Below are 23,846 nucleotides of genomic sequence, written 5' to 3' on the forward strand. Positions count from 1 at the left end.
AATCTGCTCTACTCATTAAAAAGGTGTATCTATTCCTAGTTGGTTACAGTAATCGGCTATGGTGGCATCGGTAGTGGCCATGTCTGTATCTATGGCTTTGAGTTCTTGAGCAACAGCTGCCAGGTCTACTGGTTCTTCTTCTTCGAAGGTATCTACATAACGAGGTATGTTTAGGTTGTAGTCGTTTTCTGCTACTTCTTGCAGTGTGGCTACATAGCTGTATTTATCTGTTGTAGTGCGATTGGTGTAGGTATCAATAATAAGATTGATGTCTTCTTCTCGCAAGTAGTTTTGTGTTTTTACTTTCTCGAAATGTTGGCTAGCGTCTATAAACAGGATGTTGTCTTTATTGGTTCTTTCCTTTTTCATTACCAAAATACAGGTAGGAATACTGGTTCCGTAAAAGATGTTGGCTGGCAAACCTATTACGGCATCGAGGTAGTTGCGGTCTTCTATGAGGTACTTACGGATGTGTCCTTCCGCTGCTCCTCTAAATAATACTCCGTGGGGTAGTACTACAGCCATTGTTCCGTTATCAGATAACTGGTGTACCATGTGTTGCACAAAGGCAAAATCGGCTTTACTTTTTGGTGCCAACTTGCCGTAGGCAGAAAAACGATCGTCACTCATAAATAATGGACTCGCACTCCATTTTGCAGAAAAAGGCGGATTGGCGACTACGGCGTCAAAACGCATGTCTTCATGTTGTGGTTTTTCTAGTGTGTTTTCGTTCTTGATGTCGAAGCGTTTGTAATGTACATCGTGCATAATCATGTTCATTCGACACAAGTTATAGGTAGTAGGGTTCATTTCCTGTCCAAAGAATTGTATGCCCTTATTATTTACTTCTTTTGCTACCCGTAACAACAACGAACCCGATCCACAGGTAGGATCGTAGACCGATTTTATTTTGTCCTTACCATGTGCTACCAGTTGTGCTAGTACTTTTGAGACTTGCTGTGGTGTATAGAATTCTCCTGCCTTCTTCCCAGCGCCGCTTGCAAACTGACCGATGAGGTATTCATAGGCATCACCCAGCATATCACTTTCGGTATTGGCGATATCAAAATCAATTTCATCTAAATGCGAGAGTACTTTTACAATGAGTTCGTTTTTATCGTTTTCAGATTTACCAAGTTTAGAACTGGTTAAATCTAAATCTTCAAACAAGTTACCAAAGTCTTCTTCGCTTTCGGAACCCATAGTACTTTGCTCAATATGTGTTAACACTTTGGCTAAATCGCCCAATATAAATTTATGCACACCTCCAGCGTTGCCTCGTCTTGCTAGTTCTGAAAACAGTTCAGATGGTAGCAGAAAATAACCTAGTTTATCTAATGCAGCATCTCTTACGGCATCTAGATAGGCTTCTTCTTGTGCGTGTCCATCTAGTTCTCTAAACTTTAAGTTATCTGGTTTTAGAATTTCGTTAGCATAGAGCTCCATCTTTTTACTTAAATACTTATAAAAAATGAAGCCTAATATGTAGTCTCTAAAATCGTCCGCATCCATTTTACCACGAAGGGTATTGGCGATGTTCCAAAGTTGGTTTTGTAATTGTTGGGTTTGTTCGGTCATTTAATTTTATTGAAGTCTAAAGTTATAATATTTCAGCTAAAGATTCTGGATAAACAATCCATTTGTTCCCTTTTGCATTTGTTTTGTAAGTGATACCTATTTGTATTCCAACCTCTGTAATTATATTCTTGTCTTTTATATACTTTCTGGCAACCATAATATCTATAACTTCAGAGAATGATTTATCTTTTTCTTTACCAAGATTAGTAGCTGATAATAATCTTTCTTTGGCCTTAAACTTTGGTTTTACTGCTTTAGCTGGACGGTTTATGCGCTCAAATTCTTCTCGTGATATGCGTTCAGATATTTTAACTTCATCAGAATAGGTTTCATCCATAAAATTAAATACACAATGTCTAGTTTTTAAACCGCCATTTAATAATTCATCTGTAAGGTCTAGTATTGTATCAGAACCCAAGTAATCTTTGCCTAATAATTTCTTTTTGTAATTTGGTCTCCTTATGAAAACCGTATAATTCTCCGCAAGTATCTTCATCGTTTCATCCCAAGCTTCTTTGTCTATCCCAGAACCTCCGAACAAAGTAGTCTCGCTTACAACACCAAACTCAACATTATTCTTAAATGAAAAATCATATAAGTTTATGGATGTTATTATGCCTTTTTTTTCATTTGCGTAATATTTTGCATGAAGATTTGGAATATATATTACTGACACATTTGGAAAATCTTTAAAATAAGCTAGATCTTCTTTCTTTACGCTTCGTTGTGGATTTTTTTCGTTTTTTCCAAAAGCTATGATTAAATGTATTTCTGAATTTTTTTTATGAATTTTAAATAGTTCTTTTCTAAAGTAATCATCTAGTTTAATATATGGAGAAACAATTAAGAGCTGTTTTTTAGCTTTAAATATAATGTCATAAACTTCTTCTGCGAGTGCTTCTCCTGTGATAAATTTGGCCATAATTGTAGATTGGTTATTTAACGTTTAAAGTATAAAATTACATGTTTTTATTAAAGCTAATAGTAATGCACTTTTTAAATCTCTAAAAGGTACTTTCTAATTATATTTTTTGAATGATCCGTTAATTAGTTTTAGAGTAATACTATTTCCTGTTGATCTGTAATAACCAAGGTCATCATCATAGGTAAATTCACAATATGAAATTTCATTCGATTTTGGATTAAAATATAATTTCGACTCTTCACTTCTTGGATATTCTATTACCAAGTCACTATTGTTAGGTAAACAAGAGGTGCATTTTACAAGTTTATTTGGAGAGATTGTAAAAACTTGTATAATTTGATGCTGATTACCAAATCCATGTGTTCCCCATGCAAAAGTTAAGTAGTGAGTTTTATTGTCAACAATAATTTCATGTATTTCATAAACTTTACTGTCTGTATATCCTCCAATTTCTGCTTCATTACCAGAATTGAGTTGTTGGACTATTATTTTACCTCGATTTGATTGAAACTGGGCAAGACAATTAATCATATGCCAAGTCCCTCCAGTTAAATCATCCCAACTGTAAAATTTAATCTTCTTGTCAGGCGATGTTTTTATAGTCAGATATTTTGATAAATTATCTAACGAATTATCAAAAGTGATGGGATTTTTAAGTTGCTCTTGAAGTTCTTTTTTAAATAAAGGAGCTAAACTTTCAGACCGTAACTGATAGTCAGCATCTTTCATAGCCTTAAAAGTGGCCGCCAATTCATTGTCAATTTTACTCAACACGCTTGTCTGACTGTAAGAAGACAGAAAAACTAAAAGTCCTATTATCGCCAAGTAAGTTCTGTTAAGTATTATTTTAATATTAAAGCTAACTGTATGAGCTATATGTTGTTGTAAAGTTTCTCCTGCCATTTAATAAATTTTTATCTAATATTATTTTAAAAATTTTATCCAAAAAAATCTGTTTATAACCATAAAGATTAATATTCTAATTCCTAATTAATCCTCCCAGCCACAAAGAGTTCTGCCGAGTTTTTTAGCTTCCTCTAAAGATACTTTATATATTTCGGTAGAGCAATTGGACAATCCTCTGCAGGATTTATTATAATGATATTTTTTGCTGTATGGACCTTTACAAATAAAAACATTTGAATCGTATGTATTAAAAGAGGATAATGCTATAAAAAATATAAGTAAAAACGTGACTCTTATTTTATTACCCAAGCTATTCATGACTTTATATTTGACTTAATCATTTTATTTAAAATAGAATATCTAGACATATTTTTTATTTTTTTCTTCTAACAGTTCTCCATTCAGAGGGCATTATTGGATTAGGGTCTGACCATAAACCTATTTTCTTTTCTCTCGCTGATATTTCTAACTCTGCCAATTCTTTAGAATTAGAATATTTTTTATAATGCCAAGCCATACCATTTCTAACTAATTCTGCGGATAAATATTTGTTATCATCACCATAATAAATCATTGCAATAGCTCTTCCATATCTGTCCATATCTGTAACAACATAATTAATTGTAGCTAAATAAATTTGACTTGAAGTAAATTGTTTGGCTCTATTGCCAAATGGTTGTTTTTTTTCTGGGCAATCAATTTCAGCTAATCGCAGAGTCGTACTTTGTTTTAATGAATCTAAAACCACAACGGTATCACCATCTTTTATTGATATAACTTTCCCGGATAATATTTGTGAGAAAATACTATGAGAGAATAGTAATAATATTAATAACAACAGTTTTCTCATACGCTCAAGTCTTAATCAGATTACAAATTAACTTTAATTACTTGAAATGTAATAGGCACTTGAATATTCACCATATAAACTTTCAGTGCCAGCAAAATTTCTAACATTTGAAGCATTAACAGACGCTGTAACTCTGTATTCTCCACTCTTTAAATTCACCTTTTGAGTTTCACCAGGTGGAATATTTATTTTTTTAATATCTGGACCACTATAACGTAATGTAAGAGTATATCTTGTATCATTTTCAATACTGATTGATGATTCAACGTTATTGCGTTCTCCTAAAAATTGAGAAGACGGGATATCTCCATATTCACCTCCAAATATCTCATTGACTTCCAATTCAATAATAAGGGTTTCTATGTTACTTTTTTCTGGATGGTCTGGATAGTCCTCTAAAAACTTTTTCCAAATTCTTGATGATGAACTAGCAACAGCATTTTTATAAGCTTCTTCTTTGTTGTCTTCTTTTAATTGATTTAACCTACGTCTCGCTAGACCTTCATGTTCTTTAAATTTGGTACCGTTTAAATACTCTTCAATTTCCTCAATACTTTTAGAATTTAATAACATATCTTTAACTCTATCGCTTGCTAACATTAAAACTTCAGGGTCAATAACTTTTTCAACCAATACAACAATCATTTGAATATTTTTAGCTTCTTCAATTTTTTTAATCAGTAGAATTATAAGAACTTCATCTTTTAATTTCTGTGCTTCTATAACCTCTTCATAGGTTCCATAGTTATTAATAATTTTATCAAGGTTAACTAGAGAATTTTCATACTGCTTATTTTCAATGAAAATTTTAGATAGGCTTAAAAGCTTCTTAACAGAGTCATATTCTCTTTTATTAAGTTCTTCAATGTCAAAATCAGGCAGTTTGTTTTCATTTTTACAAGAAGTAAAAAAACAAACTAAACAAATTAAGCTAATATATAGTAAACGCATTGGTGCTAGATATTTGGATGTAATACTCATTCAATAAAATAAAAAGAATAATATTTATAGTAAGCCAGATAATAGACCTTATGATAAGATTATCTAAATTCAAAATAGATTTAGATATAAAATGACTTAAAATATAGGCGACACTGAAAATAATAATGTTAACAATGATCACTAATGAACAATTACTAAACATGAAAAATAAACTATCTCCATTTTTAATTTGATAGGTAACAAAATTGGTAAACGAATTTAGGAGTATAAATACTGAAAACATTAAACTTAAGTTACCAGATATAAGTAGAGGTACTAATGCATTAATTTCATTTTCTTCCCTCTGCTTTTTTTTGAAGCCTTTATTTATTATTACCCAATTTAATAACACAATGCATATTAAATAAAAAAGGAATAATAAAATTATAATTTTTAAAAACTGTGATGTGTCCATAATCTTTTAATTTAAATTAATTTGCCAATAATTAGTGTTCCATATTTCAGGAGATATATTTCCGGGTTCAAAACCTTTGCTAGTAGTTTCCCATAAATAATACTTTTTTTCTTTGAATTCTTTGTATATACCATCACGTTGAGTCGAATAATTAATCCCTAATAACGAATGTTTATAATGCTCACTTCCAAAAATCGCAACATCGTAGTTATAATGCTTGAGAATTGAAAACAAAAATAATGTTCGAGTATCACAATCTCCCTTGATATCTTTTAAAAATTCTGCTGGCGTTTTTATACCATGCTTAACATAACCTTGACAAGGGCTATTTAACAATAGCTGCCTTATAGATTCATCTTGATAATCAAATGGGCTACAAGAGCTGTCTAAAATTGCATAATAAGGGATGCTCTGTACCATTGTTACTATAACTTCAGGAAATTTATTATGTGGTATATTGTTTCTTGCTTTTATTGAGTCTAGTGATTTAAAAACATGATAAAAAGATTCTTCAGATTCGAGATATAATGCATTTAATAATCTTGAATAATCTCTTTCGTCTTTAAGATAAGGAATAGACCTTTTGATCAAGTTTTCATAATTAACAAAGTCACTATTAACCCTTAAATAGGTACTAAATTTATGCTGTTCGTAATCCTCCCATTCAACATAATGAACATAATCTATTGATGTATTTTCTTTTACTTCTTCCGTTGTTTTTGGTATTTCGATAGGAGGTCTTGGAGAAAAACTAGTTGTTCTGATATTTTTAAAAAAATTAAAAATTCCAACAACCATGAATATGACAAAAAATGCACTTAATAAGTTTCTCAAAAAACTAAAGCTAAAAATAAATGAGAATAATCTTGGCAAAAGCCATAAAGCCATAAAAAAACCAAATAGTACTAAAGAATACCAACCAAGAGCATTGATTATGGTAATTATGATACCAATGAAAATGATTAATAAAAATAAATACCAAATAGCGCTGAAAAAAGTTGTCATTAATTCAAAACCAGAAGCTAAACAACCTTTAGGCTCTACATGAGGAGGTGTTTTTGCGGCTCCATAGTCACTTGATTTAAATACCTTTGGTATTGGGTTTGGATCAACATCAGTAAAAAAAGCCTCAATATTTACATCTTTCTCAATTATGACTTCGACTTCATCTTCTTTACTGGTGATGAAATCACCTTTCCAGCCTTTAAAACTAAATCCTTTATCCGGGATCGCTTTTATGGTGACTTTTTCTCCAACATCATAATAATCCTTTAATGGTAAAATCTCTAATAAGCCTCTTCCTGAAATTTTAGAAAAAATTTCATACTTGGTTATTTTATCAATTTCTTCTCTTATATTCTTTTTAAGGCCATAAGCCTTAACTTTAAATGTAGAATAGATGGTATTACCATCCTTTACTGTATTATATCTTTTTATTTGTAGAAACCCATCTTCTGAAACATATTCATCATCAATAATAATTTCATCAAAATTGGCATTGAATGCTGATATATTATCATCAATTTCTAGAAATGTTGGAATGCTAAATGGAAGTTTTAATGTAAAGACATGATTTTTGGTGATTCCTTCCGGTTTATTGGGACTTATATATTTTTTAGAAACTATAAATTCAGAGGATAATATACTTTCAACTGAAAATTGTTCTTGATTTTTCCTCTCTGAAAGTTTGGTGCCAGAAATTTTTAATTCGAGATACCCTTCAACATAATTATAATCCTCAAAAACTATTATAGATTTAAATACTTTCATCTAATAGCCATTTATGAAACTCTTTGTCATCTTTTAAAATAATATGGTCTTTCCTGGTACTATTAAATGGAGCGTCTATGTAATCGGATTTCCATTCCAAGTTTAAATCTCCAAATTTGTTTCTTAATATTTCGTTGTAGGATTTCACAAATGATTTATGATGATCCAAAACAAGTTTTCTTTGAATCTTCTCCATGTGCTTATAATAATTAGTATCTAAACTAATATTCAATTTAAGATATACAGGACCAATAAATATCACGATAAAAATTATAGAAAAAATCCAAATAAACCATGTTGATTTACTCGTGTCCATTAAAATCATTTTGCGAATAAAAAAATTCCTACTTAATTGATAATCAATAAAGTTATTTAATCTCTCCTCCTTTTCCTTTTTAAAGCTTTCCACTTCAAGGAGTAACAATTCTTCATCATAATTATTTGATTTGCGATCTTTCAGTTTTAATACATATTCGTTATTTAATTTCAAATTTCTGTTTTCTATATCCCTAATAATTTCTTGGTTCAATATGGTATTAACTTTTTCAGAAAACAACCAGTACTCAATTGGTTGAGAGACAACTAACCCTAGAATTATAAGGAATACAACTCTTAAGGCACGAGAGGAATATCTACCATATATACTTTTTGCTTTAGGAGGTAAAACATCTTTTGTTAGTGTGTATAGAATAAATAAGTATAGAAAGAATATTGAAATAGAAAAATAGATGCCAATAAACAGTCCAAATAAATATGACTCTAATAATTCATAGACACCGAATGAAATGCTTATGCCTGATGATATCATAATAAAAATGACCAACAAGCCATTTATACTAAATTTAAATTTGGTTTCTTTGGTACATCCAGATAAAAGATAAGGATCTTCCCCTGCGAACCACCAAAAAAATTTATTATTTTCAAACCTTTTGATTTTCATTTTAACTGTATTTTATAAAATCATCTGGGTTTTCATTAATTTTTTGTTTTTCCTTTTCTTCAAACTTTTCAATAGCATATTTGGTTATTCTCAATTGAGCATCATGAAATTCCTTTTGTTCACTCATTAATTTTTCTGCAGATAAAAACCTTACCAGTTCTCTTTGAACACCATTTTTATCTTCATAATAGTCCTCTTCAATATAAACCCCATTTTGGGCCAATTCGAGATGCTTGTAGTTATCTGACATATAATCATATGGTGATTTAATAAGCATCAGCTTAAAGAATATAGGCGTTAGTTCAATTGCTAAAAACAAGAGAGTGAGAAACCATGAAACAGCAGGATATTCTTCTTCGGCAATAGTAATCCGCTCTGCCAATCCATCAAGGCCGGACAAACTAAAACTAATATTATCGATTTCATCATTCTTCTCATTAATATATCCTTTTATTTCATTATTAAGATCTGCTATAAGAGGATCAAATTTTAAGCGCATTTCATCCCTATCGATTTTGCGATCATTCATAATAACTTCTTTTCTTTTAGCATCAGGGCCATAGCCAGAAGCACTCCCTCCTGGTTTTTCAGCTAGTTCATCATTAAATGCTTTTACAGCATCAGTATAAGATTGTTCAGCCTTATCAATTTCTCTTTGATATTGTGCAATTTTAGCATTCTTTTCGACTATACGATTTTCATATTTATCTTCAATATTCACTATAGCTTCTTCTTTCAGCCGCTCTTGCTTTACTTGAAGTTTAGCATCAATCTCTCCCTTTAATATTCTAATTTCAAGGGGTTTTGAAATGGATATTGCGATTATACATCCCATGATAATTCTTGGAAAGGCATTTTTTAATTCCCCCCAAGTTATAGCTTCAGTACCATCCCCTTTTCCAGTACTTGTAATTATGAATCTATCAATATTGTAAATTATTAATCCCCATATTAGTCCAAAGATAATTGCATATATACTGGTAGAAATGTCAGTTGTTTCAGTAAACCCTTGCAAATTATTCATTGCACTTTCTCCGCCCGTTTTTTCCCATAATTCTGTAACATCTGAAAGCTTTGGCTTAAATATGGTATAAAATGCATATCCGCCAGATAGTCCAGCCATGATAGCGGTTGCAAGCACTATTCCTCCCAAACAGAAATATTTTATTTGATCACTGTATGTTGATTTAGTTAAAATAAATTTATCTCCTCCAGCTGCTTTCCAGAAAAGTTTCATAATTTTTGAAGGTTTGGGCGGTTGATACGTTAGATTATTCATTTTAAATTATTTATTGAAATATTAGATAAGTTATAGTGTTGATTAATCAAATATGGATTTTTCCTATCAATTGATTTGATCAATTTTGATCTGTCAGTTCTAAAAAGTGTATTTAAAAATTTATTATGCATTAATCTTACCTCTGATTGCAATCGTATTGGTTTATAATAAATGCTTTTACTTGTTTGAAAGGAAAAATATTTTTGCTTCTTCGTAAACCTAGAAATATTTACATTTAAAGCATGAGGTTTAATAGGTAAGAAAATTGTTTGTGAATTAAAAAGCCCCTTTAATTTTACTTTAATGCGATTTGTATCCTTGTAAGAAGCAACTAAATGAGTTCCTTTTTTGTTAACTCGTGAATCATTGATGTAAATTTTCAAACAATTTTTATATGCTAATAATACATGATAAATCTGTTTATCCGTTATCCCGTAATCAACTACATGAGATTTTAATAACCTACATTTAAAAATATTAATAAGAGTATTTATCATTATAAAAGCTTAACTCTTTAAGAATTAGTGAACCCGGTTTTATATCAATTTCATATATGAGCATAGCCTGATACATTTTGAGAAATAGGGAAAGTATTTAAGGTCAAACGGTATATAACAGATAAATTGATATATATGTCCTTAAATTTCATAATCTGAATGGTTAACTTAAATATCTTAAAACTTGCATTAAGTTAATAATAATATCGATAAGGTGTTTATTTAATTGGCTTTAACAAAATTGTAATTATCAACTTTTAGCATAAATCGAAAATATTGATTGAATTAAAAATTTAATTTATTTGCGCATATCTTGGACTAACTGTTTCGTTGCCCCTCGCATGAATTCCTCTAAAACATTTCGTTCTATGCTTTCATAAGCTTCGTTCTTCCCCTTTTTAAGGCGCTTTAGTCTTTTTTTTAGAGATTCATTTATCATACAACCATTTCCATCAGTACATGGCGCATAATTAAACTTATACGTTCCCGCAAATTCATTATTATCTATTAAAACCACTTTATACTCTACTGCAGCTCCGTATTGCTTATACGGGTTGCCCAATAAACCTGATTTACCTTTTTCAGTGATATACTTATTTGTTTCATAGATGACTTTAGAATCGATATCTATAAGTTCAATAATCAATTCAGTATCTGTTTTATCTTTGAGCTTTGAGTAATCAACTGTATTTTGATTATTGGCAACAACTTGGTTGAACAAATTTCGGTCTCGTACAATAAACCCTTGACTTAACAGCTCTTTTTCAATAGCACTATACAAGTAACTAATATCTTCCTCTTCAGTAGCTTCATTAGATGATGTGGGGGTCCTTAAAACTACTTTTGGGTTTTTGTTTTTAGCCAAAAACTCTGATAACCTGTTTGTAGTAAAAATTTCATTTTGAGATGGGGTAAACTTTATATACTGCGTTGAACAACTGGAAAAAAATAAAATAATTACCAGATAAAATATTGAATATCTCATGGTTTAAGATTTATTTGATTATTAATAATCAAACGTAATACTTAAAATCAAAAATTAGTTACGGGTTTCCGTAAGAACAAAAAACTCTGCATCATATAATGCAGAGTTTAGTTTTTTAAAAAATCCTCCCTATGGATTAATTAATAGCATTCAATAATAGTTCTTTTTCAAATGATATCCTTACGGGTTTCCATAAGTTATTAAATCAATCCGATATCCTTTACAATGGCAACCAAATGAATGGCATTATTAGCTTTAAATTGAATGCGCAGTTTATTTAATCTTTTTTCAATTGAACTCAAGCTACTAGGCTTGATATTCTGCTTTTTAAATTGTTGGCTAATTTCTTCTTGTGAATATCCATTTGCCAAATTTTTTAATAAAAGGATATCAAAATCATCAATTTCAAGGGCATATTTATTACTTAAAACATGTGAAACCTGTGGAGAAAGATAGCGCTCATTATTATAAACTTTTTGAATGGCACTGGACAACTCTATTAAGCCACGCCTACCTTTACACACATATGCTTTAACGCCATGCACGTTAATCAAAGTTCGTACTTTATGAAGTCGGTCTTCTATACTGTAAACAATGATTGGTAAATCTGGTGATATGTTTTTGATTTCTTGTATTAATAACTCTCCTGTAGGAAATTTTTGTTCACGATGGTCTGCTTTAAAGGAGAGGTCGGTAATGAGTAAATCAAATGGCGTTTTATCTAAAAGTCCTTTCTTTATACGCAAATAGGCATCATCACAATACTGTACTTGTTGTACATTTTTTATACCTAAACTATCAATTACAGTAAGTACTCCTAAATGAATACTTCCTAAATCGTCTGCAACTAGTACTTTATTAAACATTGTTAAATTTTAATCATAGCTTTAAAACCATTATTTAATTTTGTTTCAAAAGTAATTGTTCCTTTTAAGGATTGAATACGGTTTTCCGTATTCTGTAAACCATTTTGCTTTTTTAAAGTTGTCCCTACTCCGTTATCAGAATAATTAATATAAATGTTTGAGCCTGTCTTTTTAAATGTTAGTACCACTACAGAAGCCTGACTGTGCTTTTTCATGTTGGTCATGAGTTCTTGTAATACTCTGTAAATAGCAGTTTTTTTCAAATCTGAAATTGATTCCCAGTCAATGGACTGAAACCCTTTAGTAATAACATTAACATTTTGATCATTATATGCCAATAACATATCACTTAAATTCTCTTTAAAGTTTTGAGTTAAATCAATGAATTGGTTTTCTCTTGAAATATCCCTCGTGCGCTCGTAAATATGTTCTAAATGATCCAATACCTCATCATTGTTCTTGTTAGTACTTTGAAGTTTATTCATCACCTGATAAACATCGTTGGCTACTTCGTCATGAACTTTTTTAGAAATTCGAGTTTCTGTATGGTAAACTTGCTCTAAAGTTTGTTTTTTATGTCTTGACTTCAATAGGAAGTATAAAAAGATTGCCACAATGAATAGTAATAGCAGTACTCCTTGTGCTATAATTGTTTTTCTTTTTTGTAGTTCCTTTTCTAATTCACTTTGTTGTGCTTTTTTGACATATTCGTTATATTCATATTTGCTAGCTGCGTATTTATTTTCTTGTAGTTGTTTGTCAAGGGCTATACTATCTAAAATCTTCTTATATTCTTGTAATTCTTCATTACCGTCTAAATCTATAATAATGGACAGCGCTTGCTCAATAGATTTTGAATCATGATTTAATCTCGCTAATTCTAAAGCTTTATTTGAATAATTTAATGCCTCGACCTTATTGCCCGTTTTTTTATAATGCTCTGCTATATGAATATAGCTCGTTAGGATACCTATAACGTGCTCAACTTTTGTTCTGAATAATAATCCCTTCTCTAAATTTATTAATGCTTCAGGATCGTTATTTTTTGACTGAACAAATCCCAAATTATCTAAAGCACGTCCTGCATTTAAAGTGTCTTTTTTATTGATGAAATAATTTTTAACCTTTCGTAATTCTTGAATTGCCAGATCAAATTTTTGCTGCTCTCTATAAACATTGGCCTTATTGTTTAAAACATTAACAATGTGCATAGAGTCAATGGCAACATTTAATACTTTATTGTAATAATTTAAAGCCTTTGCATAGTCTTTGAAGTCTCTATAAATAATACCTAATTGATTATATAAACCAATTCGAGGTTCAATCAATGTATCCGCTCCATGAAGTCCATCCAAATAATTTAATGCTTGTATGACAGAGTTTTCACTATCATAAGGTGAACCAAGCTTACTTTGAATCACGGCCATATACCTTAAATCAAGAATTGCACGAAGCGTGTCATTTTTTAATAAACTTTGTTTTTTATGTTCTTCAAAGAAAATATAGGCATCTGTTAAATCACTGCTGGTATTAGGTTTTATAATTAAGTTGTAGTAATAGTTTGAACTGTCTTTATTCTGTTGAGCATTTAAATTGCTCATACAAAAATTGAAAACTACACATAAAAAGAGGAATGGTATCCAAATTGATTTCATTCCTCTAAAATAACAACTATTTTCTAGTTACAATCACTAACCTCCTGACGGCGGTGGTGGAGGTGGTATTATAGGTGCATCCTCATCGTTTAGGACAGGAGGAGATGTTCCATCATCAATATTTTGAGGTTCACATGAATACACTCCAATATTGAGAAATATTGCAAATAATATTAAAACTATTTTTTTCATTTTATTCTTATTAAAAATTGGACAATAGTGTTGCTGTTGGGTTTTTACCCAAGCGTCTGGTTGCATTGCAACACTTTTAAAATTTGAAGAGACGTCTCTCTTTTTTGGGAAGTATGGAGTGCAGAAGTAAAGAAGTATAACTACTTCCCAGATTGTACAACTTTACTTTGCAACTCCCTGTTATTACCTTGATCAAATCTAATTGCCTGAAGGGCTATTGATTTTATCAAATCTGAAGTAAATAAAATGAGATGTTGTTAGAATGATTGGAAAGCTATTGGAAAAAACTAGGAAAATAATTTCCATAGTTTTTCCAATAGAATTTGTAGTTTTATATCAATAGAAAATTATAACTGGGTGTACAAAAATGTAGTCATTAAGGCATTTGAAAAGGGAAAGAATGAAATTCCAGGCAATAGTAGTAAAACGAATATTTCAAATCATATTTCTGATGTTTTATTGAATGATTATAAGTATCCGTTGAGTGCAAGAAGTTTACGGAATTTGTTTGATGCTTCAAAAACCTGTGATGAAGCAACAGACATAAATATCAGTTCTGACCATACTAAAATTTTATGTCAATATTTAGGGTATAAAAGCTATTCTGACTTCTTAATAGAGAATCCTGATAAAATTAAATCAGAAAAAAATAAAGGTGCTGGGGGTTTTCTCAAAAAAAATAAATTAACCATTCTTATATCCGTTATAACTATTATTGTAATCTATTTTATTACTTCAATTAATAAACAGAGATGGATGATTTGGCAAGAAGATCATTACGTTGAGGTTTCGTTTGATGCAGAAAAATATTCAATGTCTCAAATGAAATTATATAATAAAGACCGCATTAATGATTTTAGAAAAATTAGAGTAAATTGTGAAACCGAATTTTTTAACTCGACAGGTGAAGTTAAAATTTGGTATGGTAAGAATAGTAATGGAGAATTGGAATATTTTACTGCATTTGGTCTTCACCCAGAGACTGGTAAAACATTGAAAGAAATCACTACATATATGATTAAAACACATATTTGTGGTTCATATTGAAAACTCAATTATATGTTGAAATATAAAAGTTGTATGGATTTTGATTTGTTATTATTATAATTAAAAATCTTGACTTACTTAAATTAAAAAAGGCTTTTTAATAGTGGTTTTTAAGGTTTACTTTTCAAGGTAATTTCATTTTCTTATTTTATTTCTTAAAATTGTTATAGAAATAAGGGAATCCATAAAACAAATAGACAATCATTTCATAAATTTAACCTTGTAATAAAGCTAATTGAACTTAAGGTGTTTAATTAATTGATATATTGCAGTTTATATATTATGTCATGAGATTAATTGTTAAATTATTACCGGTATTATTTATTTCTTTGTCAATTACGACTTATGCACAAGTACAGATTGGGTCGGATTTAGTTGGTGAGACTGTTAATGATTATTTTGGAAAACAAGTAAAGATCTCCAATGATGGAAATATTTTGGGTGTAATAAGTGCAGGCAGTAATGGAAATGTACATGTGTATCAAAATGTTGGAGACAATTGGGTTTTATATGGAACTGATTCTGAAGGCAACCATTTTGATGGACTAGATGCTTCAGGCATTAACTTTTCAAACAATGGTAATACTTTAGCTATTGGTGGTGAAGAAAAAGCTTGGGTTTATACATATGAGTCAGGTATATGGACTTTAAAAGGATCAGAAATACTTAATAATACATCAGATTTAAGTTTTGGTAAGGGTGTCTGTCTTTCGGAGGATGGCAATATTATTGCCGTGAGTACACCTACCTATGTGCCTCCTTCAATGCGTCGTGGAAATATACCTCCACCCAATTATCATGGGATGGTACAAGTTTTTAAATTTGAATCGGGGTCTTGGAATCAAATAGGAGATGATATCATTGCAAATGCTTTTGACAGGTCTGCAGAAAGCTTTAGTCTATCTGCTGATGGCAACATTGTCGCCATAGCTAACTATTTTTCCATAAGGGTATATGAAAATATCTCTGGGGATTGGACTATGAAGGGTAGTGAGATTATCGGGATCGATAATTATTCTAAAAGTGTTAGTCTTTCATCGGATGGGACAACTTTAGCTTTTGGGGATCCTTCTTATTCAAAAAGGGGGCAAGTTCGTATTTATAAATTTATATCAAATAATTGGGTTCAAGTTGGAGGTGACATTCTTGGTATAAGCAACTGGGATTTTGCTGGAAATTCAGTCAGTATTTCTTCAGATGGAAATGTGGTCGCAATAAGTTTTACTGGGGATGATACTAATGGTGATGATTCTGGGCAGGTCAAAATTTATAGTTATATATCAGGATCCTGGACTCAAATTGGAAGTAGCCTTAACGGAGAAGCATCATTAGATAGATTTGGTTATTCATTAAATTTATCATCCGATGCTACTGCCCTTGCAGTTGGAACTCCTTATAATGATTCGAGCGGTGATGATTATGGTAAGGTAGAGGTATATGAGTTGAGTTCCTTATTGTCTTCAGATGATAAATTAGATCTTTCAGATTTCAGGTTATTTCCTAATCCTGCAAAAAATGAATTTACTATCCAGATAAAAGAAGGATTAGAATTACAAAGAGTGAATATTTACAATAGCCTGGGTCAGTTATTATATATATTTAATAAAAATACTATTAATATTTCAGAATTTTCAAGAGGTATTTACTATGCTGAAATTATAACTGACAGGGGGAAATCTACTAGAAAGCTTGTAGCTAATTAAATTATGAAATACTTTTTATTTTTGATTAATACGATTATTCTCTTCTCTTGTGAATAGCTCTTTGAATTTAATTAATTTTAGATAAAATATAAAAATGAGTTATTGGTGAAGAATTGTGCTATTATTTTCCATGTTGTTGTTGATTTGGTGTTATCTCGTACATAGGGTCATTTTCTTTTGTGTTATTAAAAAAGGGTAACACATTTCTGTATTACCCTGTGGTTAATAATTTCAATAAATAATTACCTCTATCTATTGTTAAGGTCTTAAGACAATATTCAAATTTATTGAATTAAAATTCTACATAATCTCCGTCGAATACTTGATCTTCAGAGTTAGCAAAAAATATTCTTCTTTCTATAACTCCATTGATAGGACTAACATCTATGATATTAGATAAAATGTCATCAACATATCTTGATTCTTTAAACTCAATATGCTGGAAATTTAGAAACTCGATATATTCTTGATAATTCAATAGATCTAATGTGGATTTCTTTTCGGGAGCATCCAAACTTAATTGTTTTTGGGAATACAAATCGAATGTTCTTGGAAAATGCTTTTTACTTCGTGGAATCACTTTGACATGTAAAGATTCGAAGACTTTCTCTTTATTTTGAATATACTTAATTCCTTTGTTCTCCAAATACTCAATAAATTCTGGATAATTCATTTTGTTTAATTTTTTTTTCATATGTTAAAGTTTTAATTAATATTAAATTCTTACTTTTTAAATCTTATGTCATAAAAGGAAGTTCTTTTCCAAAAACCTTTTGTGATATAATAGGCAATGTCTCTTATACTCTTGACCTCCTCTAAAAAGCTAACTGCCTTCATATTAACACCCAGTTCTCTTGCCAATCTTTCCCTTGAATAGTTAGAATCAGAGTCAATTAAAAGGTGTACATGGGTCATGTTATCATTCTTATCATCTTCTATGGAAAAAAACAATTTATTCATACCCTTTTGTTTAATTAAGTTATCCATCATCTTCTTAGTATTAAATTCTGTTAGTTTGTAATGACGTCTTATAGTGGCATTATAAGTCCAATTTGCAGAACCTATCCATTTCCCATAATCTTTACATTTAGTTACCATTATTTTAAATTTGTTCACTATTAGACACAACGGGGTTAATACCTTTATGATCCCTTTTTTCAATTATTTATACATTAACTTTAGAATTTCTCCACAGTTAATTCTAATTTATTTTTTTAATGGTAGCCATGATTTCACTCCGCTTGTAATATACCCTATTGTTTAATCCATAAGCCTGGATTCTTCTTTGCTGGGTCCAACGCCATAAAGTGGAGTAACTAATCCCCAACAAGGCACAAGCTTGCTTTTTAGAAAGCAATTCGTTCTGGTTATCATCTTTGATATTGTTATGGGAAGGGTATCCCTGTAATTGTTTTTCGATATTACATAACTTGTCAAAAATTTCTTGGAAAGGATTGTTCATGGTTTCTTACCTTTTATAGATACAAAGGGATGAAAACTTTTTTTCCGATTTATGGCGGTTTTTTCCGATAAGTAAAAAGAGTGCTTTACGCTAAATGTTTGAGGGATAATTTATTGAATATTTCCTCTCTTTTTTTGGATGAAGATTTTTTTAATGATAACAAATTTCCTCTCTCATAAATGTCATTATATACATCTTTCGAAATAAAATTTTCATCAATTAACCACTTCAAAAAATTTTGATGACTTATATAATGAATATATTTTTGTGACAACATCTTTTGATATATATAACTAATATCGTTATAAGGTGTAATTAAATAATTACTTAAGAAGTCTTTAAAAATGTTGAAATACACCCTATCAATAAATATCTCTGGAAAATACTTCTCTCCTTCTTTAAATTCAATTTTGTTGTTTAAGTGCAACTTTATTTCCTCAATCGACAGAGAAAATGCAGCTTGGTAAAACAGCTCCTGTAGTTTCATTATTTTATTGCCACGTTCATTTCTCAGCTCTCCTGCATTAATGAAATTTAAGTTAAGATCATGATACAATATTGAATCTCGATCAAAAAATAAAAAAAGCTTTAATGTGTAACTCTTAATTTTTGTCCAATCATCATAATCATTGACTGCAGAAAGTAAATCATCAACAATAGGGAATTTTGGAACATCAAGTGTATTAATTTTATTTGTGATCAATCTTACATATTTATCATACTGTGTTTCTGTCAAATTCACCTTGTTTTTGTCAATATCAGCTATGATTTTTCTATAATAATCATCTAAGTTTAAAGCAAATTCAATATAATCAGATTTGTACAATTCAAATAAACTTAAAAACTTAATTAGGTCTTCAAATGGATCAACACCATCGGGAATGTCATTATAAGAAGCTGTAGTCATAATATCTTAATCATTCCAAAGTTTAGCAAGTTGTATACTGTAATCTATCGGTTTCTTTCCGATGTAATCTAAAAACATTGACTCGGTAGTATGTCCAGTAATATTCATAAGTAGCGGTGTTGGATATTTCTCCAAAGCGTAAAAATTTGTAGCAAAACTTCTCCTACATATATGTGAGCTTACCAATTTCCATTTCTCATAATGCCCAAACTCATTTCGTCCTGTGGATGGATTATTTAAATTGCCTTCAACAATTTTATTCATTTCCAAAATTCTACATAGTTCCTTAATGAGCTTGTTAAATATTGCGCTTTTACTTTGATGGGTATTGCCAAATGTGGGTGGAAAATGATTGTTTCTTGATTTTAATATCTTTTTCACTTCAGGATGTATCGGTATCTGAACTAAGTTACCTGTCTTTACTTGCTCCAATACTATAAACTCATAACCACCAATGTTTTCAATCATATTCATTTTCATTCGCAGTAAATCACTAACTCGCTGACCAGTATAACAACCAATGACCAACCAATCTCTTGCAGCATTTAACTTTTCTGTTTCAAACTCATGATTTTTAATAATGTTAATTTCATCAAAGGAAAGTGTTACTATCGGTGGTTTAACTGTAAAGCCTTTGAAGTCTAATATTTGAGGATTCAAACTATAACCATTTTTACGAGCATCGTAGACTATAGTTTTGACAAATGAAATATACCGACCAATAGTATTGTCATTTATTTTTTCCTTTTCAGATAGGTATTGAATAAATTCACTTCTAAAGTTTAAATCAACTTGGTTGATTAAATATTTCTTCTTTTTAAATGCCTCAAAACCTTTAAGCTTATTGAGTATTGTATTATACTTTGTTAAAGTTGCTTTACTTGCTCCTCTTTTTCCTTTGTTATTTACACTGTAGGGTAAGTTCTCTATGAAGTAATTGCAATATTCAACCAAATACTCTTTATTACCTTCATTGATTCGATTTTGAAGTTTATTAATCGTCATTAATAGCCAATTTCCATCAATTAATTTACCTTTAGCATTGTCATTATTAAAAGCTTCTATGATGGAACCTTCCAAACTTATTAATTTAGCTTTTAAGCTTTTATTATTTTCATTATTAGGCTTTGGATATCCAGTTGATGTACTCCAGGACTTAGGATCAATTACATAACCAGATTTTCTTTTTAAGACTTTGCTCCTACCCAAAGACATTCTCAAATAAATAGGAGCCGGATTATTTTTACTTTGTAAAATATATTTGATTGTTGCCATACATTTAATAAAAGTTATACAATATAAGATTTAGTCAACATTTAGTCAACCAAATTGAAATATTATGGATTATAATGGATTATTATGCAATACCTTGATTATACGATATGCATTGCAAATGCTCATAAACACTGGGGTTATCAGGGTTTTGAAGTTTTATTTTATTTCATAAGGAAAGTCCCTCTTTCTCCGCAAATAGAAACCCGCAACACATGTTGCGGGTTTTTTTGTTTTTAAGTTATTAAATAGTTTTTACAGATATAATAAATTATAAACATAGATTTTAAGGCTGCTTTAAACTTCAAGCTACATGGTGGAAAACTTAAATACTGTATTTGACCTATACTGCTCTCCCGGATTTAACACCACTGATGGAAACTCTTCTTGGTTAGGCGAATCTGGATAGTGTTGTGTTTCAAGACAAAAGCCTGTACGGTCTTTATAGGTCACTCCGTTTTTGCCAAAGTAAGCAGCATCCAGAATATTACCAGAATAGAATTGCATTCCCGGTTCGGTAGTGAAGACCTCCAATAACCTTCCACTGCTTGGATGATAAGCCGAAGCTGCAAACCTGATGCCCTTGTCCTGATAATTTAAAACCCAATTGTGGTCGTAACCCTTCCCTATTTTCAGTTGTTGGATGTTGGCTGAAATATCTTGACCAATGGGTTTTGCAATACGGAAATCGAAAGGTGTGTTTTCTACACTTCTAAATTCTCCTGTTGGTATGAGGCTTTTATCTACTGGTAGATAGCTATCTGCATCTATAAGTAACTCATGGTCGGTAATGGGTTTTGACATGTCTCCCGATAAGTTAAAATAGGAATGCTGTGTCAAGTTGACGATAGTGGGTTTATCGGTTGTGGCTTCATACAGTACTTTCAGTTCATTGTTATCTGTTAAGGTGTATGTAACTGTAGTTGAGAGTGTACCCGGATAACCTTCTTCTGTATCATTACTGATGTAGGTGAGTTTTAAAGCATTGTCTGCCTCAAGCGCTTGGGCAGACCATAGCACTTTGTCAAAACCTTTGTTGCCGCCATGTAAGTGATTGTTGCCATTGTTGATTGCCAAGGTGTATTCTGTACTATTTAAAGAGAACTTGCCTTTGGCTATTCTGTTACCGTATCTGCCAATAAGGGCTCCAAAAAAAGGATTGCTCTGTATATATTGCTGCAAGGTATCATAACCCAAAACAACATCTTCTATTTGGCCTACTTTATCAGGAACTTTGAGTGATGTGATAATACCACCATAGGTGATGACCTCCACCTCCATCCCATGAGTATTTTTAAGTTTATAGAGTTCCACCGTTTGCCCATTTGGCATGGAACCGAAATAGGATTTTTCGATTGAGGGCTCTTGTTCCTGGCCTTGAGTGTCTTTCATTTACTTTTCTTATTGGTCTTTACGCTTCATATTTAAACCTGTATTTCTAACCTTTTAAAAATAAGGCTTGTAAACAAATATAATGTTTCCTTTAAAAACGTAATGGTCTTTTTATAATACAAAAACCTCAACTTTCGTTGAGGTTCTTGTATATCTTAACAAATGATTTAATCTCTCATTGAATCTGTTGTATAGTATCCGTTTTCGTTGGTTATCATACCTTCATCATTAAAGTCATGAGTTAACATTAATGGTAAAACAACTTTTTTTCCATCAGATTTTCTTGTTAATCTCACATTCCACCATGATTGAACCACCTTGGCATTACCCAATTCATAATCTAAATAATCTGGATATCCCTGCACATCTACACTTTCGATAGTCCAGTTTTCAATCATTTTTTTAAATCCTTCTTTTTCTTCGGCAACAGTATTAGACTCTCCTGGTGCCATATCTAAATTACTAAACGTTGCGTCGTCAGTAAAAAAGCTAAATGCTTTATCAACGTCCCCATGCTCCAAGGCTCCCATCATGCGTCTTACTTTATTAATGTTTTCATGATGATCATAAATAGTTCCATTGGTTCTTGGATTAAAACTTTGTCTAATCTCTCTGCCAACATTGGCACTATAATCAATCATAGTCACAATTTTCCCTTCAGCATTTAAGTAGTACAATCTATGAATTGGCATATCTATTTTTACACCAGTGGTGTTGTGAATACCTCTTATATAGTCCCATGTTTGAACCCATAAACCATCATCATCATCATACTTTATGGCATCTGGATAAGCACCATTTTGACGTGTTATGCTCATATAAGAAACCCAGTCTTTTCTATTTTTAACCCAATCTAAATACTCTTCTTTATTGGTGCCTTCTACATCTTTATTTCTATTTGTACCATCGAATGATTTAAAATTGTCTGCTAAATACGTGGCAACTTTATCTGCATCTCCAGACATATCTGCTTGTTGCATAGCTTCAACTGCTACAATTCCCGGATGTTCATTATAAACTATTCCATTTTTCTTTTTTTGAGAATACATGATCATGGTGCCCATCATCATGAAAATAATTACACTTTTTTTCATTTTTAAATTGTTTTTGGTTAGTTAATACATATTTGATCGGCGTTTGCCTAATTGTTAATTAATAAAAATCTTTAAGATACAGGGGTCTTTATGGTTTGCTTTAGATAACAAATACGAATTATTATTAAGTAGGAATAAAAGTACAAAAAAAATGTTAACCAACATTAAAAAAATTACTTCCGAAGTGAAATGGAGTATTTTGTTCATGTTTAATTGGTACCTGAAGAATTTTGCATAATAAGTATTGGAGAATGTATTTGCAGTACAAAAGATTCTATTTTGTGCGTGCCAAATAATCTTTCAAAAAAAGAATGTTTTTTATTGACCATAGCCAATAATTGTATGCTGTTTTTATCTAAGTAATCTGTAACCTTTGCAAGAATATTGATTCCCTTGAGGTCTACGAATTCATGTACCACATCATTAAAATGCGAATTCAAAAATGATTTGTTATTTTCCTGTTCTTGAGTCAGTGCATCATTATCTGATATATGTACAATTTTAATTTTTGAATTGAATATTTTTGATACATTAAGTAATGGCAAAAGTTCTAAAAAACTATATTGCGTTGCATAGTTTGACGTAAAAACAATCTCATTTATAGGTTGAAATTTGTAATTACTAGGGATTACCAAAACTGGTGTTGAACAACGATTTATAACTCTTACAGTGTTACTACCAAAAAGAATTCTTTCTAATCCAGTTATTCCTTTGGTTCCCATGATAATGAGTTCAATCTTTTTTGAAGCACATTGTTGGTTTACAGCATCGATAAAACTGTCGTAATCAACAATAGCATGAAATTGGTGTTTATTATTTTTGTGTTTTGATTTTACTTTGGAAATAATTTTATTAATAGATTTTTTAGAAGTATCTATAAGAGATTTATAAAGCGTTTCTGAAGGTGTCATGGTCATTAAATCGTCTGTGATAAATGAAGAGGTTTTTACCACATTAAGCACATAAAATTCAGCAGCTTCGTTTTTAAACAATTCTTGAGCATAATTTATTGCTTTTAAAGAGTTTATAGAGAAATCTGTTGGAAGCAATATTCTTTTCATCACTTGAAGGTATTATTTACAACATAAATTTAGTTTGAGATTCATTATAAATCAATGATATTTATCAGT

22 protein-coding genes are annotated in these 23,846 nt (G+C 30.7%); 2 read left to right on the plus strand and 20 right to left on the minus strand.

Annotation, left to right across the window (positions count from 1 at the left end; genetic code table 11):
* Positions 1-15: 15 nt before the first annotated feature.
* From AAFP94_RS09135 to AAFP94_RS09190, 12 genes are all read right to left on the minus strand, one after another.
* Positions 16-1,578, minus strand: coding sequence for a type I restriction-modification system subunit M (locus tag AAFP94_RS09135; protein ID WP_316662313.1), 1,563 nt, complete (start codon positions 1,576-1,578; stop codon positions 16-18).
* A 22-nt stretch (positions 1,579-1,600) separates the two neighbouring features.
* Positions 1,601-2,500, minus strand: coding sequence for a phospholipase D family protein (locus AAFP94_RS09140; RefSeq protein WP_316662314.1), 900 nt, complete (start codon positions 2,498-2,500; stop codon positions 1,601-1,603).
* Positions 2,501-2,596: 96 nt separating this feature from the next.
* Positions 2,597-3,406 carry a hypothetical protein gene (locus AAFP94_RS09145; protein ID WP_316662316.1) on the minus strand — a complete coding sequence of 270 codons (810 nt, stop codon included), beginning with the start codon at positions 3,404-3,406 and terminating at the stop codon, positions 2,597-2,599.
* Between the two features lie 376 nt (positions 3,407-3,782).
* Complete coding sequence (locus tag AAFP94_RS09150) at positions 3,783-4,259, minus strand: thermonuclease family protein (RefSeq protein WP_316662319.1); 477 nt, start codon at positions 4,257-4,259, stop codon at positions 3,783-3,785.
* A gap of 33 nt (positions 4,260-4,292) precedes the next feature.
* Positions 4,293-5,240 (minus strand): single stranded DNA-binding domain-containing protein, encoded by a 948-nt coding sequence (locus tag AAFP94_RS09155; protein ID WP_316662320.1) that lies wholly within the window; start codon positions 5,238-5,240, stop codon positions 4,293-4,295.
* A gap of 421 nt (positions 5,241-5,661) precedes the next feature.
* Positions 5,662-7,425 (minus strand): InlB B-repeat-containing protein, encoded by a 1,764-nt coding sequence (locus tag AAFP94_RS09160; RefSeq protein WP_316662321.1) that lies wholly within the window; start codon positions 7,423-7,425, stop codon positions 5,662-5,664.
* On the minus strand, positions 7,412-8,365 hold the full coding sequence (locus AAFP94_RS09165) for a DUF4407 domain-containing protein (protein ID WP_316662322.1): 954 nt from the start codon (positions 8,363-8,365) through the stop codon (positions 7,412-7,414). The genes AAFP94_RS09160 and AAFP94_RS09165 overlap by 14 nt, the downstream gene beginning before the upstream one ends.
* A 1-nt stretch (position 8,366) precedes the next feature.
* Positions 8,367-9,644 (minus strand): DUF4407 domain-containing protein, encoded by a 1,278-nt coding sequence (locus AAFP94_RS09170; RefSeq protein ID WP_409628443.1) that lies wholly within the window; start codon positions 9,642-9,644, stop codon positions 8,367-8,369.
* A 795-nt stretch (positions 9,645-10,439) separates the two neighbouring features.
* A complete protein-coding gene (locus AAFP94_RS09175; RefSeq protein ID WP_316662325.1) occupies positions 10,440-11,126 on the minus strand; it encodes a hypothetical protein in 687 nt (228 codons plus the stop codon).
* Between the two features lie 200 nt (positions 11,127-11,326).
* Positions 11,327-11,992, minus strand: a complete 666-nt coding sequence (locus AAFP94_RS09180; RefSeq protein ID WP_316662327.1) for a response regulator — start codon at positions 11,990-11,992, stop codon at positions 11,327-11,329.
* Between the two features lie 2 nt (positions 11,993-11,994).
* Positions 11,995-13,593 (minus strand): tetratricopeptide repeat-containing sensor histidine kinase, encoded by a 1,599-nt coding sequence (locus tag AAFP94_RS09185; protein WP_316662328.1) that lies wholly within the window; start codon positions 13,591-13,593, stop codon positions 11,995-11,997.
* Positions 13,594-13,683: 90 nt separating this feature from the next.
* Entirely contained in the window at positions 13,684-13,839 is a 156-nt protein-coding gene (locus AAFP94_RS09190) for a hypothetical protein (protein ID WP_316662329.1), read from the minus strand.
* A gap of 357 nt (positions 13,840-14,196) precedes the next feature.
* Here AAFP94_RS09190 and AAFP94_RS09195 point away from each other — a divergent pair, with 357 nt between their 5' ends.
* Both AAFP94_RS09195 and AAFP94_RS09200 read left to right on the plus strand, forming a co-directional pair.
* A complete protein-coding gene (locus AAFP94_RS09195) occupies positions 14,197-14,886 on the plus strand; it encodes a hypothetical protein (protein ID WP_316662330.1) in 690 nt (229 codons plus the stop codon).
* A gap of 287 nt (positions 14,887-15,173) precedes the next feature.
* Positions 15,174-16,589, plus strand: a complete 1,416-nt coding sequence (locus AAFP94_RS09200) for a T9SS type A sorting domain-containing protein (RefSeq protein WP_316662332.1) — start codon at positions 15,174-15,176, stop codon at positions 16,587-16,589.
* A gap of 292 nt (positions 16,590-16,881) precedes the next feature.
* Here the strand turns inward: AAFP94_RS09200 and AAFP94_RS09205 are convergent, their stop codons facing one another.
* The 8 genes from AAFP94_RS09205 to AAFP94_RS09240 form a co-directional block, all read right to left on the minus strand.
* Positions 16,882-17,283 (minus strand): hypothetical protein, encoded by a 402-nt coding sequence (locus AAFP94_RS09205; protein ID WP_316662333.1) that lies wholly within the window; start codon positions 17,281-17,283, stop codon positions 16,882-16,884.
* A 29-nt stretch (positions 17,284-17,312) separates the two neighbouring features.
* Positions 17,313-17,687, minus strand: a complete 375-nt coding sequence (locus AAFP94_RS09210) for a hypothetical protein (RefSeq protein WP_316662335.1) — start codon at positions 17,685-17,687, stop codon at positions 17,313-17,315.
* Positions 17,688-17,790: 103 nt separating this feature from the next.
* On the minus strand, positions 17,791-18,051 hold the full coding sequence (locus AAFP94_RS09215; RefSeq protein WP_409628447.1) for a helix-turn-helix domain-containing protein: 261 nt from the start codon (positions 18,049-18,051) through the stop codon (positions 17,791-17,793).
* 85 nt (positions 18,052-18,136) lie between these two features.
* Positions 18,137-18,958: a hypothetical protein gene (locus AAFP94_RS09220; protein WP_316662336.1), complete on the minus strand. Its 822-nt coding sequence runs from the start codon at positions 18,956-18,958 to the stop codon at positions 18,137-18,139.
* Between the two features lie 6 nt (positions 18,959-18,964).
* The gene (locus AAFP94_RS09225; RefSeq protein WP_316662337.1) at positions 18,965-20,233 is read right to left on the minus strand and encodes a site-specific integrase; all 1,269 of its coding nucleotides are present in this window, start codon (positions 20,231-20,233) and stop codon (positions 18,965-18,967) included.
* A 306-nt stretch (positions 20,234-20,539) separates the two neighbouring features.
* A complete protein-coding gene (locus AAFP94_RS09230; RefSeq protein WP_409628449.1) occupies positions 20,540-21,622 on the minus strand; it encodes an aldose epimerase family protein in 1,083 nt (360 codons plus the stop codon).
* A 167-nt stretch (positions 21,623-21,789) separates the two neighbouring features.
* Positions 21,790-22,716 carry a nuclear transport factor 2 family protein gene (locus tag AAFP94_RS09235; protein ID WP_316662339.1) on the minus strand — a complete coding sequence of 309 codons (927 nt, stop codon included), beginning with the start codon at positions 22,714-22,716 and terminating at the stop codon, positions 21,790-21,792.
* Between the two features lie 209 nt (positions 22,717-22,925).
* A complete protein-coding gene (locus AAFP94_RS09240) occupies positions 22,926-23,777 on the minus strand; it encodes a universal stress protein (RefSeq protein ID WP_316662340.1) in 852 nt (283 codons plus the stop codon).
* Positions 23,778-23,846: the final 69 nt, after the last annotated feature.

Source organism: Gilvirhabdus luticola, assembly GCF_040117515.1.
Lineage (GTDB): Bacteria > Bacteroidota > Bacteroidia > Flavobacteriales > Flavobacteriaceae > Gilvirhabdus > Gilvirhabdus luticola.